A 14,932-nucleotide genomic window follows, 5' to 3' on the forward strand; every position below is an offset into this window, starting at 1 on the left:
TGGTGTTTCGACCCGTATTGCTTGTCCGCAAGATGGCTGCGGAGGGGGAGGAATCAAGTTCGACGCGCCGGCGTGTCAGGCCGCGGCGGCGCCCTCGATCACTTCGACGGTGAGGTTGCCGTTGGTGTAGACGCAGATGTCCGCGGCGATCGCCATGCCCTTGCGCGCGATCGTCTCCGGATCCTCTTCATAGCCGTAGAGCGCGGTCGCCGCCGCGAGGGCAAAATTGCCGCCGGATCCGATCGCCGCGACGCCGCTCGCCGGCTCGAGCACATCGCCGTTGCCCGTGAGGATCAGGGTCACGTCCTTGTCGGCGACGATCATCATCGCTTCAAGGTTGCGCAGATATTTGTCGGTTCGCCAGTCCTTGGCGAGCTCGACCGCCGAGCGCATCAGCTGTCCGTGATGCTGCTCCAGCTTGCGCTCCAGCCGTTCGAACAAGGTGAAGGCGTCTGCAGTGGCGCCGGCAAAGCCGGCGATCACCGAGCCGTCGCCGATCCGCCGGACCTTGCGTGCGTTGGGTTTGATGACGGTGTGCTGCAGCGACACCTGTCCGTCGCCCGCGATCACCGCCTTGCCGTTCTTCCTTACCGCCAGGATCGTCGTCCCGTGCCAGCTTTCCATGGTAACTCCCGAATGCGTTTCGCAACATGTGGGAGCGGGCTCCGGCCTGCGCAACGTCCTCTTCCCCGGAGCGTCGGAAGCGCCTAGCCTTCGAGGCTGAACAGGGGATTGAATGATGCGGGCACGGCTTGGAGTCATGGGTGCGATACTGGCCGGCGCGGCCCTGCCCGCGAGCGCTGGGCAGAATAGCGAGCGGATGACCGCGGCGACCGCCCCGGTCCCGGTCTGCGCGCCTGCCGACGCGGCTTCGGACGGCGCGGGCAAGGCTGCACCGGTCCTGCTCGACGGTCTCGGCTATGCCGGCATCGTGCCGGACACGGACAGCGTCGAGGCGCGGCGCTGGTTCGATCAGGGCGTGCGGCTGATCTGGACCTATGACGAGGTCGAGGCGATCCGCGCGTTCGAGCAGGCGCAAGCACTCGCGCCGGATTGCGCACTCTGCTTCTGGGGCGAGGCGTGGGCGCGTTCGCCGACGCTCAACCTGCAGCCGCGCATCGACGAACTCGGCAAGGCTGCGGCAGCGGCGCGAAGGGCCCAGGCGCTTTCCGCGAAGCTCGGCGCGAAGGAGCGGGCGCTGGTCGATGCCATGGTTCTGCGCACCCGCGGCACGGCGAAGTTCGACGGCAAGGGATATGCCAGGGCGATGGCGAAGATCGCGCGTGCCCATCCTGAAGACGACGCGGTGCTGGTGATCGCGGCCGATGCGGAAATGGTGATCGGCAAACGTGCGCCCAAGCCCGGCTCGGCAGGCCAGAAATGGCTGGAAACGGTGCTCGCGCGCAATCCGGATCACAGCGGCGCGATCCACCTCTACATCCATCTCACCGATTTCCTCGACCAGCAGAAGCTCGCCGAACCTTACGCGGAGCGGCTCGGGCGACTGGCGCCGGCGGCGAGCCATCTCGTCCACATGCCGTCCCACACCTTCTTCGGAATCGGCCGCTACCGCGATGCAGCGACGGTGAACCTGGCGGCGCTGGAGGCCGACCAAGCGTTCGTCGCCAAGGCGAAGCCCGCGCGATCGGACTATCGGACCGGGCTCTACGCCCACAACAGCCACTTCGCGATCCAGGCGGCGATGATGCGCGGCGACGGTGAGACGGCGCGCAGGATCGCCGACCATTATCGCAGCCGCTATCCCGAAGGCGGCGACACCGGCTGGCGCGGCGTGATCCGCGCTTCGACCTGGTATGCCGACGGGCTTCACGCCCCAACGGCCGAGGTGATGGCATCGTCGGAACCGCGAGATCCGCTGATGCGGGCGATGCGCCTCTACGCCCGCGGCGAAGCGCAGGCGCGGGCGGGCAATGCCGGCGCGGTGCGGCGCGAGGCCGCTGCGATGACGGCGCTGCGCGAGGGCCCGGACGGGCGGGCGCTCGGCAGCAAGGCGATCGAGGATCTGGTGGCCTTGGCACAGCATGTGCTGGAGGGGCGCGCGGCGATGCTGGAGGGTGATCACAAGCGCGCAGCGACCGCGTTCCGGGCGGCGATGCTGCTCCAATCCGGCGATCGCTTCGGCTTCGATCCGCCGCCTTTCTGGTATCCGGTGCGCCGGAGCCTCGCTGCGGCCCTGCTCGCCGCGGGCGACGCCGAGGGCGCGCAGCATCAGCTGATCGCATCGCTCGAACGCTGGCCCGGCGATCCTCTCGCCCTGCTGGCGCTCGCCCGGGCCGAGCAGGCGCTCGGCAATGCCGATCTCGCGGGCCGCTACCTCGGCCAGGCACGCGCCGCATGGAGCGGCGACGTCGAAAAGGTGCCGCTCACCCGCATCTGATCGATCCGTTTCCGAGCGAGTCGCTGTTGCCAGTCCTCTGGCCGGCTTTAGCTTGTCTTCCAACAGAATGGGGGGAGACATGGTCGGATCTTTGCGGGGGGCGAGCGTCGCGCTCGCGGCGCTTGCGGCGGCATTGCCGGTTCAGGCGGTGGAGCGTGCGGAGCGCTATCAGGCGGCGTGGAGTCTCGCCCGCTGCGTCTCGGCTGCGGCGGAGCAGGAGGGCGGCTCGGCGCCGGCCAGACCGTTCCAGCTCAAGGAGTTCAACTACGACACCAGGCTCAGAGCCGACACCGCCAATGCGCAGGCGCAGGCCTGGTTTCAGCAGGGGCTGAGGCTGATCTGGGCCTATGACGAGGCGGAGGCGATCCGCAACTTCCGGGAGGCGCAGCGGCTCGATCCCGATTGTGCAATGTGCCACTGGGGCGAGGCGCTGGCCCGATCGCCGACGCTCAACCTGCAGCCGCCTTATGTCGACGTCGATGCCGCCGCGGCCGCGGCACGGCGGGCCGCCGCGCGGGCAGGGAGGCTGGGTCCGCGCGACCGGGGCCTGATCAACGCGATCCTGATCCGCGCCCCCGCCACCGGAACCGCGTTCGACAATGAAGGCTATGTCAGGGCGATGGCGGCCCTCGCCGAGCAATTCCCACAGGAGGATGCGGTTCTGGTGCTGGCCTCCGATGCGCAGATCGTGCGCTGGGCGGCCGGCGGGGCGCCGCTGCAGCAAGCGCAGAGCTGGCTCGAGACCGTGCTTCGCCGCGATCCGCAGAACAAAGCGGCGATCCACTTCTACATCCACCTGTCGGACATCGTCGACAAGCCGGCGCTGCCATTGCCCTTCGCCGGAACGCTGGCGGACAGCGGCGCCGGGGCCAGCCACCTCGTCCACATGGCATCGCACACTTTTTATAATAAAGGCCGGTTCGCGGACGCGGTTACCGCGAACCGGAAGGCCATCGACCTGTACGGCGAATATGAGAAGCAGGCGCCTGCTTTCTCGGCCTATCGGCGTTACCTGTACGCACACGATCACCATTATGCGATCGAAGCCGCGATGATGCGCGGCGACGGCCGCAACGCGATCGAAGTGGCCGACCTGTTCAACGAGCGCTTTCCCGCCAAGGATCCCCTGTTCCGGATCCGCGCCGCCCACTATGCCGCGCCTTATTTCGCTTATGGTCGCCATGCGCCGGTGCAGACCGTGCTCGCGCTGCGCGGACCGGCGACCGGCTGGTCGGGCGACGTCTACGCGCTCGCCGCCGCCGCCTGGCATTATGCCCGCGGCGAGGCGTTCGCCCGCAACGGCGACGCCGCGGGCGTCACGACCGAGGCGAGAGCGATCGCCACCCTGCGCGATGGTCCCGACGGCAGGGCGCTCGGCCCGGAAGGCGCGGCGCTGGCGACGATCTCGCAGCGCGTTCTCGAAGGGCGTGCGGCGATGCTCCGCAGCGACTATGCGAGCGCGATCACTGCCTATCGGGCGGCGATGACCGAGCAGGGCAATGCCGGATTGCAGTTCGATCCGCCGCCCTTCTGGTACGGGGTCCGCCGCAGCCTGGCGGCCGCGATGCTGAAGGCGGGCGATGCCGAAGGCGCGAAGCGCCAGCTCCTCGCCTCGCTCGCCATGTTCCAGGAGGATGGGATCGCGCTCTGGACGCTGGGGCTTGCCGAGATCCAGCTCGGCAATCCCGACGCCGGCAAAGCCTATCAGGCGCGTGCACAACGTGCATGGGCAGGCGAGAGCCTGGAGCGTATGCCGATCGCCTTGTTCTGACGAAGCGGAACGGGCTGACAGCTTCGCCCTGCCGTTGTAGGCAGGGTCGATGGCGTTGCTCCTCCTTGGTCTGATCGCGCTCGGAGCCGTCGTCTACCGCCTGTACTTGCGCGTCGACGCCCTGGAGCGCGAAGTGCGGCGGCTCCGCGACGGCAATCCGGTCGCGGAAGCCGTGCCCACGGCTTCTCCGGCCACGCCCGTGCCGCACGTGCCGATGCAGGCGCCGGCGGCGCCACTCAGCGCGCCGGCGGCCGAGCCGCTTCCGGCCGCACGCACAATGCCGCCGGTCGCCCCCGGCCCGGCAGCGCCCCGGCAGGATTTCGCCAAGCTGTTCGAGCAACTGGTCGCCGGCCGGCTGCTGATCTGGATCGGCGGCATCGCGCTCGCGGTCGCCGGCGTGTTCCTGGTGCGCTATTCGCTCGGCCTGATCACGCCGGCCATCCGGATGATCCTCGCGGCGCTGTTCGGCGCCGCGCTGATCGGGGCGGGCGAATATGCGCGCTGGCGTCCCGGCAAGATCGTCGATCCCCGTGTCGCACAATCACTGGTCGGTGCCGGCGTGCTCGTCTTCTACGCCGCCGCTTACGGAAGCCAGGTCCTGTACGGACTGATCTCGGCGCAGACGGCGCTCGGGCTGATGACCGTCATCACCATCGCCGCCCTGATCCTCTCCTTGCGCCATGGTGCGGCGACCGCCGTGATGGGCCTGGCGGGCGGCTTTGCAACGCCGCTGCTGGTCGGCAATCCGAGCGGGACGTCGGTGCCGTTGCTGACCTATCTCGCGTTGCTAAACCTCGCCCTGTTCGCGATCGCGGCGCGGCGGGGCTGGCCCTGGCTTGCGGTGGCAACGGTGGTGCTGAGCTTCGCCTGGACGGCCGTGCTCGCAACGATGGCGCCTGCGCATGCGCTTCCCGCCGGCCTGTTCATCGTCGTGCTCGGTGTCGGCGCGTCGCTGCTGCGCGTCGGCGAGGGACGGCAGCTGGCGGTGATGCGGCCCGCGGCCATCGCTCTGATCGAGCTGGCCCTGCTGGTGGGGCGGATCGATCTCGGCCTGCCCGCATGGGGGCTGTTCGCGCTGCTCTCGATCGCCTGTTTCTTCCTCGCGGCCCGGGAACCGGCACATCGGCTGCTGCCCGCATTGGCGGTGGCGCTCGCCTTGCTGCTGCTGTTCGTCAAGGCCATCGACCTGCCCGATCCGCTGCTGCCGCACATTGCTGCGGGGATCACCTTGCTGTTCGCCGCAGGTGCACTTCCCGGCGTGCTGCGCGGACCCGATCGCGGCATCTCGGCAGCGGTCGCGTCGGCAGGCTTCGCCGGCCCCGCGCTGATCCTCCGCCTCACCCATGACGATCTGCTCGCGCGGCCTGCCTGGGCGCTGCTCTTCGTCCTGCTCGCGATCGGGCCGCTGCTGCTCGCCTGGAGCCGGCGTGCGGTAGCACGCGACGGGGCGGCCGACCGGCCGAGTGTCGTGGCGGTCGCCGCCGGTGCGCTGCTGCTCGCCGTCGCCGCCCTCGATCTGCTTCCCTACGATCTTGTCGGAAGCCTCTGGCTGCTCATCGGCCTTGCCGTCGCACTCGCGGCGCAGCGGACGCAGGATCGCGGCCTGGGCTGGATCGCCGGGATCGCAGCCGCCGCCGGGCTCGTCTGGAGCGGGCTGCGCATCTTCGATTTGTGGATGACGGTAGGCATGGCGCTCGCCGGCGATCCGGCGCTGGTGACCGGGCTTCCGCCGCTGGGGCAGGGGCTGCTCGTGCTGGTGCCGGCTGCAGCAATCCTGGTTGCGGCCTGGCGGCTGCTTGCGGCCGATTCGCGCATCGGCAGGGTGCCGCTGATCGCAGGCGCGATCGCGGCGATTGCGGCGGCCTATCTGCTCTACAAGCACCTGTTCGGCCTGGCGACGCACGAAGATTTCGTCGCGCGCGGGCTTGCCGAGCGGACGTTGCTCAATCTGGTTTTGTTCGCCGCCAGCTGGGCGATCTGCCATCGGCGAATGCCGCATTTCGGCCTCAGCGACGCTCAGCGCCAACGCGCTTCGCTGGCGCTGACCGGTCTTGCCGCGGCGCGTCTGGTCTGGTTCGACATGCTGATCCACAATCCGGCGGTGGTGGACCAGGCAGTCGGGGCGATGCCGCTGCTCAACCTGATCCTGCCGGCCTATCTGCTCGGCGCCGCCTGGCTGTACCGTGTCCGGCGTGCGGCGCCGAATGGGGCACGGTCCGGATTGTGGCTGACGCTCGCGCTCGCGTCGTTGCTGCTCGGCGTGATGCTGCTGGTGCGTCAGGCTTTCCAGGGCACCATCCTGACCGCGCCGACGATCGGCGAGGGCGAATCCTATGCCTATTCGCTGGCCGGGCTGCTGCTGTCGATCGCGCTCATCGTCGGCGGCATCCGCCTGGCCGACAAGCCGGTCCGCATCGCCGGTCTCGCGCTGCTCGCGCTGACCATCATCAAGGTGTTCGGCCTGGATGCGGCGGCGCTGACGGGACTGCTGCGGATCCTGTCCCTGTTCGGGCTCGGCGTCGGCGTGATCGGGATCGGGATGCTCTACGGCCGCGTGCTGCGCGCCGAAGCGGCGCCCGCGGGCGGATCCCAAACCTGAAAGAAGAAAATGGTCGGGGCGAGAGGATTCGAACCTCCGACCCCCACACCCCCAGTGTGATGCGCTACCAGGCTGCGCTACGCCCCGACCGGCGGAACCCTGTGCGGGCACCGAAGTGGCGCCTCTAGGCCCGGCGGCTGGCGATGGCAAGCGCCTGAATCCCGTTGCACCCGAACGGGATGGTCGAGCGGGCGTCCTTGCACAGGCGGCCAAACGCATGTTAACCGCCCGCCACATTCATCCGGACGCTTGTTCCAGCACCGGTCCCTCACCAGGTAAGATCCCATGTTCGCATCGCCCGCATATGCATCGACCGGCGCCGCCGCAGGAAGCGGGGCGCTGATCGCCCAGTTCCTGCCGCTGGTGCTGATCTTCGTCGCCTTCTGGTTCCTGCTGATCCGTCCGCAGACCAAGCGGGCCAAGCAGCATCGCGACATGCTCGCGGCGGTGAAGAAGAACGACGTCGCTGTCACGTCCGGGGGGCTGATCGGCAAGGTCACCAAGGTCGACGAGAATGAGGTCGAGGTCGAAATCGCGCCGAACGTGCGCGTGCGCGTGATCAAGTCGATGCTGAGCGACATCCGCCCGCACGGCACCAAGCCGGCGAACGACTGACATGCTCGATTTCCCCCGTTGGAAGGTGTGGGGCATCAGCCTCATCTGCCTGATCGGCGTCCTGCTCGCCGTACCCAGCCTGTTTCCTGCGGAGCAGGTTGCGAAGTGGCCGAAATGGGTGCCCAGCGCGCAGATCAACCTCGGCCTCGACCTTGCCGGCGGCAGCCATCTGCTGCTCGAAGCGGATACGAGCGGCCTCGCCAAGCAGCGGCTGGAACAGATGGAGGAGCGTCTGCGCGTCGGGCTCCGCCGCGAGTCGCCGCCGATCGACATCGGTGAGATCTCGACCGCCGACAACAAGCTGACCTTCATGGTGCGCAATCCGGCGCAGGTCGATGCCGCGGTCGAGTTCGCGCGGACCCAGACGCAGCCCGCCGGTCTCGGCCCGCGCGACTGGAACGTCGATGTCCTCGACCAGAACCGGATCGTGATGACTCCGACTCAGGCCGGGCTCGATCAGGCGCTGACTCAGGCGATGGATACCGCCCGCGAGGTCGTCTACAATCGCGTCGACCCCGACGGCACCAAGGAAGTCACCGTCATCCGCCAGGGCGACACCCGGATCCTCGTCCAGGTCCCCGGTCTCGAGGATCCCGAGGCGCTGAAAACCCTGCTCGGCAAGACGGCGCGGCTGGAATTCAAGCTGGTCGATCAGACCGCGTCTCCGGAGCAGGTCGCGCAGGGCCGCGCGCCGGTCGGCAGCCAAGTGCTGCCGATGCAGGGCGGCGGCGCGATTGCGGTCAAGCGCCGCGCGATCGTCACCGGCGACCAGCTGATCGACGCCAAGCAGAGTTACGATCAGAACAATCAGCCGGGTGTCAGCATCACCTTCGACAGCACCGGCGCCAAGGCGTTCGGCCGGGTGACCCGCGAGAACGTCAATAAGCCGTTCGCCATCATCCTCGACAACGTCGTGCTGTCGGCGCCGAACATCAACGAGCCGATTCTCGGCGGCCAGGCCCAGATCATGGGCAGCTACACCGTGCAGACTGCGAACGAGCTCGCCGTTCAGCTTCGCTCGGGCAAGCTGCCGGTCGAGCTGCGCGTGATCGAGGAGCGGACGATCGGTCCGGAGCTCGGTAAGGAGTCGATCAAGTGGGGCGGCATCGCCGCTGGGGTCGCGACCCTGGCCGTAATCCTGTTCATGCTGATCACCTATGGCCGCTTCGGCGTCTATGCGACGATCGGGCTGATCCTCAACGCGCTGTTCATCCTCGGCATCCTCGCCTTGTTCGGCGCGTCGCTGACATTGCCCGGCATCGCCGGCTTCGTGCTGACGATCGGCGCGGCGGTCGATGCGAACGTGCTGATCAACGAGCGCATTCGCGAGGAACAGAGGCGCGGCCGACGGGTGCTCGACGCGATCGAGGCCGGTTACCGCGAAGCGAGCACCGCGATCTTCGACGCCAACATCACCAACGTCATCGCCGCGGTGCTGATGTTCTACTTCGGCAGCGGCCCGATCCGCGGCTTTGCCGTCGTGCTGATGATCGGCATCGTCACCTCGGTGTTCAGTGCCGTCAACATCACCCGCATGCTGGTCGCCCTCTGGGCGCGCCGCGCGCGGCCGCGTGAACTCCATATCTAGGCTGAAGCCATGCGCCTCCTGAAGCTCGTTCCGGACAACACCAATTTCGATTTCATGCGCTGGCGCAACGTCGCGCTGGTGCTGTCGATCATCGTCACCGTCGCCTCGATCGCGCTGGTCGCGGTGCGCGGCCTCAATCTCGGCGTCGACTTCGTCGGCGGGCAGATGATCAACGTCACCTTCAGCCGGACCGCGCCGATCGAGGAAGTGCGCGAGACGGTCGAAGGCCTCAACGTCGGCGACGCCAGCATCCAGGAATTCGGCGATCCCAAGACGATCACCATCCGCATGGGTCTTCCCGACGGCGGTGACGATGCCGCGGCCAAGGTCGCCACCAGAGTGCGCGAGGCGATCGCGGCCAAGCATCCAGACGCGAAGTTCACCGTCGACAGCGTGTCCGGCAAGGTTTCCAACGAACTGTATCGCTCGGGTGCGATCTCCGTTGCGCTGGCGATGCTCGGTATCGCCATCTACATCTGGTTCCGCTTCGAATGGCAATTTGGCGTCGGTGCGCTCGTCACCCTGTTTCACGACGTCTGCATGACGATCGGCTTCTTCTCGCTGACGCAGCTGGAGTTCAATCTCAATGTCGTCGCCGCGATCCTCACCATCGTCGGCTATTCACTGAACGATACCGTCGTGATCTACGACCGGATTCGCGAGGATCTGAGGAAATACCGCAAGATGGAGATCGTGCCGTTGCTCAACGTCTCGCTGAACGAGACGCTGTCGCGGACCATGGTGACCTCGCTGTCGATCATGTTCGCGCTGCTGGCGCTGCTGCTGATCGGGCCGCAGGTGATCTTCGGGCTGACCATCGCAATCTTCCTGGGCATCTTCGTCGGCACCTATTCGTCGATCTACATCTCCTCGCCGATCCTGGTCTGGCTGGGGGTGAGCGGCGACAGCTTCCTGCCCAAGACCTCGACCGGTTCCGCGGCCAAGGGCGGCGAGCGGGTGGCGACCCCCAACGAAGGCTATTGAGGTGGCGCGGCTGGACCGCGATCCCTCGGCCCAAGGGCCGCTCGTCCAGGGGTTTCGCGACGGCGGCTTCTCCGTGGACGGCGTCGTCCACCGTGCCGTCTTCCTGACCCCTGTCGCCGCCTGGGCGTGGACTGCGCCGCCGATCGGCGAGATCGCGCCCGAAGATCTCGAGCCTATCCTGGTGCTCGATCCGGCACCGGAATTCGTGCTGCTCGGCACCGGCGCCACGATCGTCTTTCCCCCGCGTGCGTTCGTTCGCGCACTCGAGGAGCGGGGCATCGGCGTCGAAGTGATGGACAGCCGCGCCGCGGCCCGAACCTGGGGCATGCTCCGCAGCGAGGAGCGCTGGATCGCCGCAGCGCTGATGCCGCTCGGCTCCTCTCCCCTTTAGGACCCCCCATCAAAGTACTACTTTGATGGGTTCCCTAGGAGAAATTGGGAGCGGGGGATCCGGTGGGGAATCTCGAGGCTTACCGTTTCGCTCCGACTCCCCCTCTCCCCGGCCCTCTCCCCTGAAGGGGAGAGGGAGAGCAAGTGGCGCCGCAATTGCTCGGCGTTGCGCGACCAGCTGAAGCGCAGCGCACTTTGCCGGACCGCGGTCTGCGCCGGCGCAGCAGCCAGCACCTCCCGTACGCCCGCTGCGATCGCGGCGGCGTTCCGCGCGACCAGGCGCCCCGCCTCGGGACGGTCGACCACCTCGCGGGCGCCGCCGACATCGGTGATCACCAGCGGCGTGCCGCAGGCGAGGGCCTCGACCCAGACGTTGGCGAGACCTTCGCGCTCTGACGGCAGCACCATCGCGTCAGCGGCGCCGAGCAGGGTCGGCAGCTCCGCATGCGGCCGATTGCCGAGGAAGCGGACTCGATCCGCCACGCCGCACGCTGCCGCGCGGGCTTCGAGCGCCGATCGTTCGGGTCCGTCGCCGACCAGCAGCAGGGTCACGTCCGGCAAGGCGGCAAGGGCTTCGACGACGAGCGCCTGGCCCTTGAGCGGGATCAGCGCGCCGGCGCTCACCAGCAGGCCTCCGTCGATGCCGAGCGCGGCCTTGGCGGCGCTGCGATCGACCGGCGAGAAGAGATCGAGGTCGACGCCGGTATGGTGGACCGCAATCCTGTCCTGCGGCATGCCGAGCGCAATCATCGAGGCCTTGAGTGCGGCGCTCACCGCGAGCAGGCCACCGGCGCGGCGGGACGCCGCCACCATCTGCCGCCGCACCGCCGGACGCGTGCCCCAATAATGGATGTCGCTGCCGCGCGCCTTGATCGAGAAGGGCACTCCGAGGGCGTCCGACAGATGCATCGCGGCGACGCCGTCCGGCCAGAAGAATTCGGCGTCGATGACGTCGATCGGAAGCGTGCGAAGCAAGGGCAGGGCAGCTCGGGCCAGCGCACGGCCGGCCAGCGGCTCCAGCCGCGGCAGCACTCGGAAGCGGGGCCGATGAACCGGGATGCCGTCCCGTGCCTCATGCGGCGGAGCGCTGCGCCGCGCGGCATAATGCGCGTAACGCGACAGCGGCCACGGCGGTAGTCCGATGCCGGCCACCACCTGCACGGCGACATCGTCGAGGTCGGACAATGCGCGCGTCTGGCGGGCGACGAACAGGCCGAAGGTCGGCCGGGTCGCATCCGGAAACAGCGTCGACAGGGTGAGCACGCGCAGCATCGCTTTCGCCCTACGCTTCAACCATTAAACGGGGGTTCATGCGCCGCCGGGCAACCCGTCCGCTATCTGCTTGGCCCCGGCCCAACCCTCCGCTAAGAAGCCCCCCATGCTCCGTCCCTCCGCACGTCCGATCGCCGCCGCAATCCTGCTGGCCATGGTTCTTCCCCTCGCTGCTTGCGCAGGCGGCAAGAAGACCCGCGCCGATACCCAATATGTCGCTCGCGACGTCAACACGCTCTACGGCCAGGCCAAGGACCGTCTCGATCGCGGCCAGTATCAGGTCGCCGCGGCCCTGTTCGACGAGGTCGAGCGCCAGCATCCCTACTCGGTCTGGGCCCGCCGTGCGCAGCTGATGAGCGCGTTCAGCTATTATGCCGCGCGCGACTATACCAAGTCGATCGATTCCGCTCGCCGCTTCCTGTCCATCCACCCGGGCAACCGCGATGCGCCCTACGCCCACTATCTGATCGCGCTCGCTTATTACGAGCAGATCGAGGATGTCACCCGCGATCAGAAGATCACCGGCCAGGCGCTGGACGCGCTCAACGAGCTCGTCCGCCGCTACCCCAACACGCGCTACGCGTCGGACGCGCGGCTGAAGATCGATCTCGTCCGCGATCATCTCGCGGGCAAGGAAATGGAGGTCGGCCGCTTCTATCAGCGCCGCGCCCAGTGGTTGGCCTCGGTGCAGCGTTTCCGGGTCGTCGTCGACGAATATCAGACGACCAGCCACGCGCCCGAGGCGCTGATGCGGCTTACCGAAAGCTATCTGGCGCTCGGAATTCCCGACGAGGCACGCAAGTCCGCGGCGGTGCTCGGTGCCAATTATCCCAACACCAAATGGTATGAGCGCGCCTACGAGCTCGTGCAAAAGAACGCGCCTGCAGCGCCTTCGGCTTGATCTGACGAGTCCGGCAATGGCACAGTCCGGCGTATGCTGACCGGGCTCTCCATCCGAGACGTCGTCCTGATCGAGAGCCTGGATCTCGAGTTCGGTGCGGGCCTCGGCGTGCTCACCGGCGAGACCGGGGCCGGCAAGTCGATCCTGCTCGATTCCCTCGGCCTCGCGCTTGGCGCCCGCGCCGACAGCGGCCTGGTGCGTACCGGCCAGGCGCAGGCAGTGGTCAGCGTCAGCTTCGACCTGCCCGCCGACCACGCTGCGCGCGCTTTGCTGCGCGAGAATGGGCTCGACGGAGAGCCCGGCGAGCCGCTGGTGATCCGCCGCATCGTCAAAGCCGACGGCGGCAGCCGCGCGCTGATCAACGATCAGTCGGCCTCGGTTGGCCTGCTCCGCGAACTCGGCGCGATGCTGGTCGAGATCCATGGCCAGCATGACGATCGCGGGCTGCTCAACGCCCGTGGCCACCGTGCCCTGCTCGACACGTTCGGCGGCATCGACACGCGCGAGACCGAACGTCTGTTCCGGGTCTGGGGTGAGGCGGAGACCGCGCTGACACGCGCCCGCGAAGAGCTCGAAGCCGCCGCGCGCGATCGCGAATATCTCGAACATGCCGCCGCCGAACTCGGCAAGCTCGCACCGCAGCAGGGCGAGGAAGAGGAATTGGCCAACCTGCGCGCCAACATGCAGAAGGGCGCGCGCCTGGCCGAGGACATTGCCGCGGTCGGTCAATATCTCGACGGCTCCGAAGGCGGGCTGTCGCTGCTGCGCCAAGCGGCACGCCGGCTCGAGCGCATCGGCGACCAGCATGAGAAACTGGCGGACGCCCTGTCGGCGCTCGACCGGGCCTTGATCGAGGCGTCGGACGCCGAAGACCGTCTCGCCGAAGCGGCCGACGCTCTGGCCTATGAGCCCGCGCGGCTGGAGGAAGCCGAAGCCCGCCTGTTCGAGATCCGCGCGGTTGCGCGCAAGCACCGGGTCGAGCCCGACGCATTGCCGGCCCTGGCCGAGGAGCTCACCGCCAAGCTCTCCGCGCTGGAAGCGGGCACGCGCAGCCTTGCCATTCTCGAGCGCTCGGTGAGCGATGGGCGCACCGCCTATGAGGAGTCGGCCGCGCGGCTGTCGGCGCTCCGCGCCGCGGCGGCCGAACGGCTCGACGCCTCGGTGGCGCGTGAGCTCGCACCGTTGAAGCTCGACGCCGCCCAGTTCCGCACCATCGTCGAGTTCCTGCCGGAGGGCCAATGGGGTCCGCGCGGGCGGGACCGGGTCGAATTTGAAGTGTCGACCAATCCCGGCGCGCCGTTCGCGCCCTTGACCAAGATCGCCAGCGGCGGCGAATTGTCGCGTTTCATCCTCGCGCTCAAGGTGGCGCTTGCCGAACAGGGCGGGGCGGGGACGATGATCTTCGACGAAATCGATCGCGGCGTCGGCGGCGCGGTCGCCAGCGCGATCGGCGAGCGGCTCCACCGCCTGTCGGCCAATGCGCAATTGCTCGTCGTCACCCACAGCCCGCAGGTCGCGGCGCGCGGCAACCGCCACTTCTTCATCGAGAAGAGCCACGGCCTGGTCACCCGGACCAGCGTCCACCTGCTCGACGAGGGTCGCCGCCGTGAGGAGATTGCGCGGATGCTGTCGGGCGCCGAAGTCACCGACGAAGCACGGGCCCAGGCGGTGCGGCTGCTGGAAGCCGCATGATCGAGAGACGGACGATCGACTACAGCCACGACGGCGATGCGCTCGAAGGCCTCTTCGTCTTCGATCCGCAGGCGGGGCCGCGGCCGACGGTGATCGTCGTGCACACGTTCGTCGGCCGTGGCCCGAACGAGGAAGCGGTCGCGGAGCGGCTTGCCGGGCTCGGCTACAATGCGTTCGCGGCCGATCTCTACGGCAAGGGCGTGCTCGGCACGACCCGCGAGGAATGTTCGGCACTGATGCAGCCCTTCCTCGATGATCGTGCGCGGCTGCAGGCACGGATGCTGGCGGTGCTGGAGACGGTGCGCGGATTGGCGGAAGTGAATCCGGCCCGGATCGTCGCGATCGGCTATTGCTTTGGCGGCCTCTGCGTCCTCGATCTTGCCCGCACCGGCGCCGACCTCGCCGGCGTCGCCAGCGTCCACGGCCTGTTCGGCGCGCCCGGCAATTGCGAGGGCACCAAGATCACGGCGAAGGTCGTCGCCTTTCACGGCTGGGACGATCCGATGGTGCCGCCCGAAGCGGTCACCGCGCTCGGCAAGGAACTGACCGCCGCCGGCGCCGACTGGCAGATCCATGCTTATGGCGGAGTGATGCACGGCTTCACCAATCCCAAGGCCGCCGCGCCGGAGAACGGCGTGCTCTACGACGCCGCGGCGGATCGGCGTTCGTGGGCGAGCCTGCGGCTGTTCCTCGAGGAATGCTTCGCCTGAAGCCCTTGGGCG

At 68.2% G+C, this 14,932-nt stretch carries 12 protein-coding genes and 1 tRNA gene; 10 read left to right on the forward strand and 3 right to left on the reverse strand.

Annotated features, from left to right (window positions below):
- Positions 1 to 75 precede the first annotated feature (75 nt).
- Positions 76 to 624, reverse strand: a complete 549-nt coding sequence (gene hslV / locus ETR14_RS14745; protein WP_129385742.1) for an ATP-dependent protease subunit HslV — start codon at positions 622 to 624, stop codon at positions 76 to 78.
- Between the two features lie 136 nt (positions 625 to 760).
- Here hslV and ETR14_RS14750 point away from each other — a divergent pair, with 136 nt between their 5' ends.
- The 3 genes from ETR14_RS14750 to ETR14_RS14760 all read left to right on the forward strand — a co-directional run bounded on the left by ETR14_RS14750 (position 761) and on the right by ETR14_RS14760 (position 6,768).
- Positions 761 to 2,398, forward strand: coding sequence for a hypothetical protein (locus tag ETR14_RS14750; RefSeq protein WP_165356457.1), 1,638 nt, complete (start codon positions 761 to 763; stop codon positions 2,396 to 2,398).
- A gap of 79 nt (positions 2,399 to 2,477) precedes the next feature.
- Positions 2,478 to 4,169 (forward strand): hypothetical protein, encoded by a 1,692-nt coding sequence (locus ETR14_RS14755; RefSeq protein ID WP_129385746.1) that lies wholly within the window; start codon positions 2,478 to 2,480, stop codon positions 4,167 to 4,169.
- 49 nt (positions 4,170 to 4,218) lie between these two features.
- Entirely contained in the window at positions 4,219 to 6,768 is a 2,550-nt protein-coding gene (locus ETR14_RS14760) for a DUF2339 domain-containing protein (RefSeq protein ID WP_129385748.1), read from the forward strand.
- A 10-nt stretch (positions 6,769 to 6,778) separates the two neighbouring features.
- Here the strand turns inward: ETR14_RS14760 and ETR14_RS14765 are convergent.
- Positions 6,779 to 6,855: transfer RNA gene (locus tag ETR14_RS14765), tRNA-Pro, on the reverse strand.
- A gap of 198 nt (positions 6,856 to 7,053) precedes the next feature.
- On the opposite strand from ETR14_RS14765, the gene yajC reads away from it, so the two are divergent.
- The 4 genes from yajC to ETR14_RS14785 are packed head-to-tail and all read left to right on the forward strand — an operon-like array spanning position 7,054 to position 10,346.
- On the forward strand, positions 7,054 to 7,383 hold the full coding sequence (yajC, locus tag ETR14_RS14770) for a preprotein translocase subunit YajC (protein WP_129385750.1): 330 nt from the start codon (positions 7,054 to 7,056) through the stop codon (positions 7,381 to 7,383).
- 1 nt (position 7,384) lies between these two features.
- Positions 7,385 to 8,971 carry a protein translocase subunit SecD gene (gene secD / locus ETR14_RS14775; protein WP_129385752.1) on the forward strand — a complete coding sequence of 529 codons (1,587 nt, stop codon included), beginning with the start codon at positions 7,385 to 7,387 and terminating at the stop codon, positions 8,969 to 8,971.
- Positions 8,972 to 8,980: 9 nt separating this feature from the next.
- Positions 8,981 to 9,955 carry a protein translocase subunit SecF gene (gene secF, locus ETR14_RS14780; protein ID WP_129385754.1) on the forward strand — a complete coding sequence of 325 codons (975 nt, stop codon included), beginning with the start codon at positions 8,981 to 8,983 and terminating at the stop codon, positions 9,953 to 9,955.
- A gap of 1 nt (position 9,956) precedes the next feature.
- Positions 9,957 to 10,346, forward strand: a complete 390-nt coding sequence (locus ETR14_RS14785; protein ID WP_243455523.1) for an Mth938-like domain-containing protein — start codon at positions 9,957 to 9,959, stop codon at positions 10,344 to 10,346.
- A gap of 17 nt (positions 10,347 to 10,363) precedes the next feature.
- On the opposite strand, the gene ETR14_RS14790 is transcribed toward ETR14_RS14785, so the two are convergent.
- Positions 10,364 to 11,617 carry a glycosyltransferase gene (locus tag ETR14_RS14790; protein WP_129385756.1) on the reverse strand — a complete coding sequence of 418 codons (1,254 nt, stop codon included), beginning with the start codon at positions 11,615 to 11,617 and terminating at the stop codon, positions 10,364 to 10,366.
- Between the two features lie 106 nt (positions 11,618 to 11,723).
- On the opposite strand from ETR14_RS14790, the gene ETR14_RS14795 reads away from it, so the two are divergent.
- From ETR14_RS14795 to ETR14_RS14805, 3 genes are read left to right on the forward strand one after another with little or no spacing between them, the layout of a single operon-like run.
- Positions 11,724 to 12,518: an outer membrane protein assembly factor BamD gene (locus ETR14_RS14795; protein WP_129385758.1), complete on the forward strand. Its 795-nt coding sequence runs from the start codon at positions 11,724 to 11,726 to the stop codon at positions 12,516 to 12,518.
- Positions 12,519 to 12,551: 33 nt separating this feature from the next.
- The gene (gene recN, locus ETR14_RS14800) at positions 12,552 to 14,210 is read left to right on the forward strand and encodes a DNA repair protein RecN (RefSeq protein WP_129385760.1); all 1,659 of its coding nucleotides are present in this window, start codon (positions 12,552 to 12,554) and stop codon (positions 14,208 to 14,210) included.
- On the forward strand, positions 14,207 to 14,920 hold the full coding sequence (locus ETR14_RS14805; protein WP_129385762.1) for a dienelactone hydrolase family protein: 714 nt from the start codon (positions 14,207 to 14,209) through the stop codon (positions 14,918 to 14,920). The genes recN and ETR14_RS14805 overlap by 4 nt, the downstream gene beginning before the upstream one ends.
- Positions 14,921 to 14,932 lie beyond the last annotated feature (12 nt).

Origin of the sequence: Sphingosinicella sp. BN140058 (assembly GCF_004135585.1) — a bacterium.
GTDB lineage: Bacteria > Pseudomonadota > Alphaproteobacteria > Sphingomonadales > Sphingomonadaceae > Allosphingosinicella.

Excerpts from the sequence above, each read along its gene's own strand:
- hslV (WP_129385742.1), bottom strand. The coding sequence starts at position 624 with ATGGAAAGCTGGCACGGGACGACGATCCTGGCGGTAAGGAAGAACGGC.
- ETR14_RS14750 (WP_165356457.1), top strand. The coding sequence starts at position 761 with ATGGGTGCGATACTGGCCGGCGCGGCCCTGCCCGCGAGCGCTGGGCAG.
- ETR14_RS14755 (WP_129385746.1), top strand. The coding sequence starts at position 2,478 with ATGGTCGGATCTTTGCGGGGGGCGAGCGTCGCGCTCGCGGCGCTTGCG.
- ETR14_RS14760 (WP_129385748.1), top strand. The coding sequence starts at position 4,219 with ATGGCGTTGCTCCTCCTTGGTCTGATCGCGCTCGGAGCCGTCGTCTAC.
- yajC (WP_129385750.1), top strand. The coding sequence starts at position 7,054 with ATGTTCGCATCGCCCGCATATGCATCGACCGGCGCCGCCGCAGGAAGC.
- secD (WP_129385752.1), top strand. The coding sequence starts at position 7,385 with ATGCTCGATTTCCCCCGTTGGAAGGTGTGGGGCATCAGCCTCATCTGC.
- secF (WP_129385754.1), top strand. The coding sequence starts at position 8,981 with ATGCGCCTCCTGAAGCTCGTTCCGGACAACACCAATTTCGATTTCATG.
- ETR14_RS14790 (WP_129385756.1), bottom strand. The coding sequence starts at position 11,617 with ATGCTGCGCGTGCTCACCCTGTCGACGCTGTTTCCGGATGCGACCCGG.
- ETR14_RS14795 (WP_129385758.1), top strand. The coding sequence starts at position 11,724 with ATGCTCCGTCCCTCCGCACGTCCGATCGCCGCCGCAATCCTGCTGGCC.
- recN (WP_129385760.1), top strand. The coding sequence starts at position 12,552 with ATGCTGACCGGGCTCTCCATCCGAGACGTCGTCCTGATCGAGAGCCTG.
- ETR14_RS14805 (WP_129385762.1), top strand. The coding sequence starts at position 14,207 with ATGATCGAGAGACGGACGATCGACTACAGCCACGACGGCGATGCGCTC.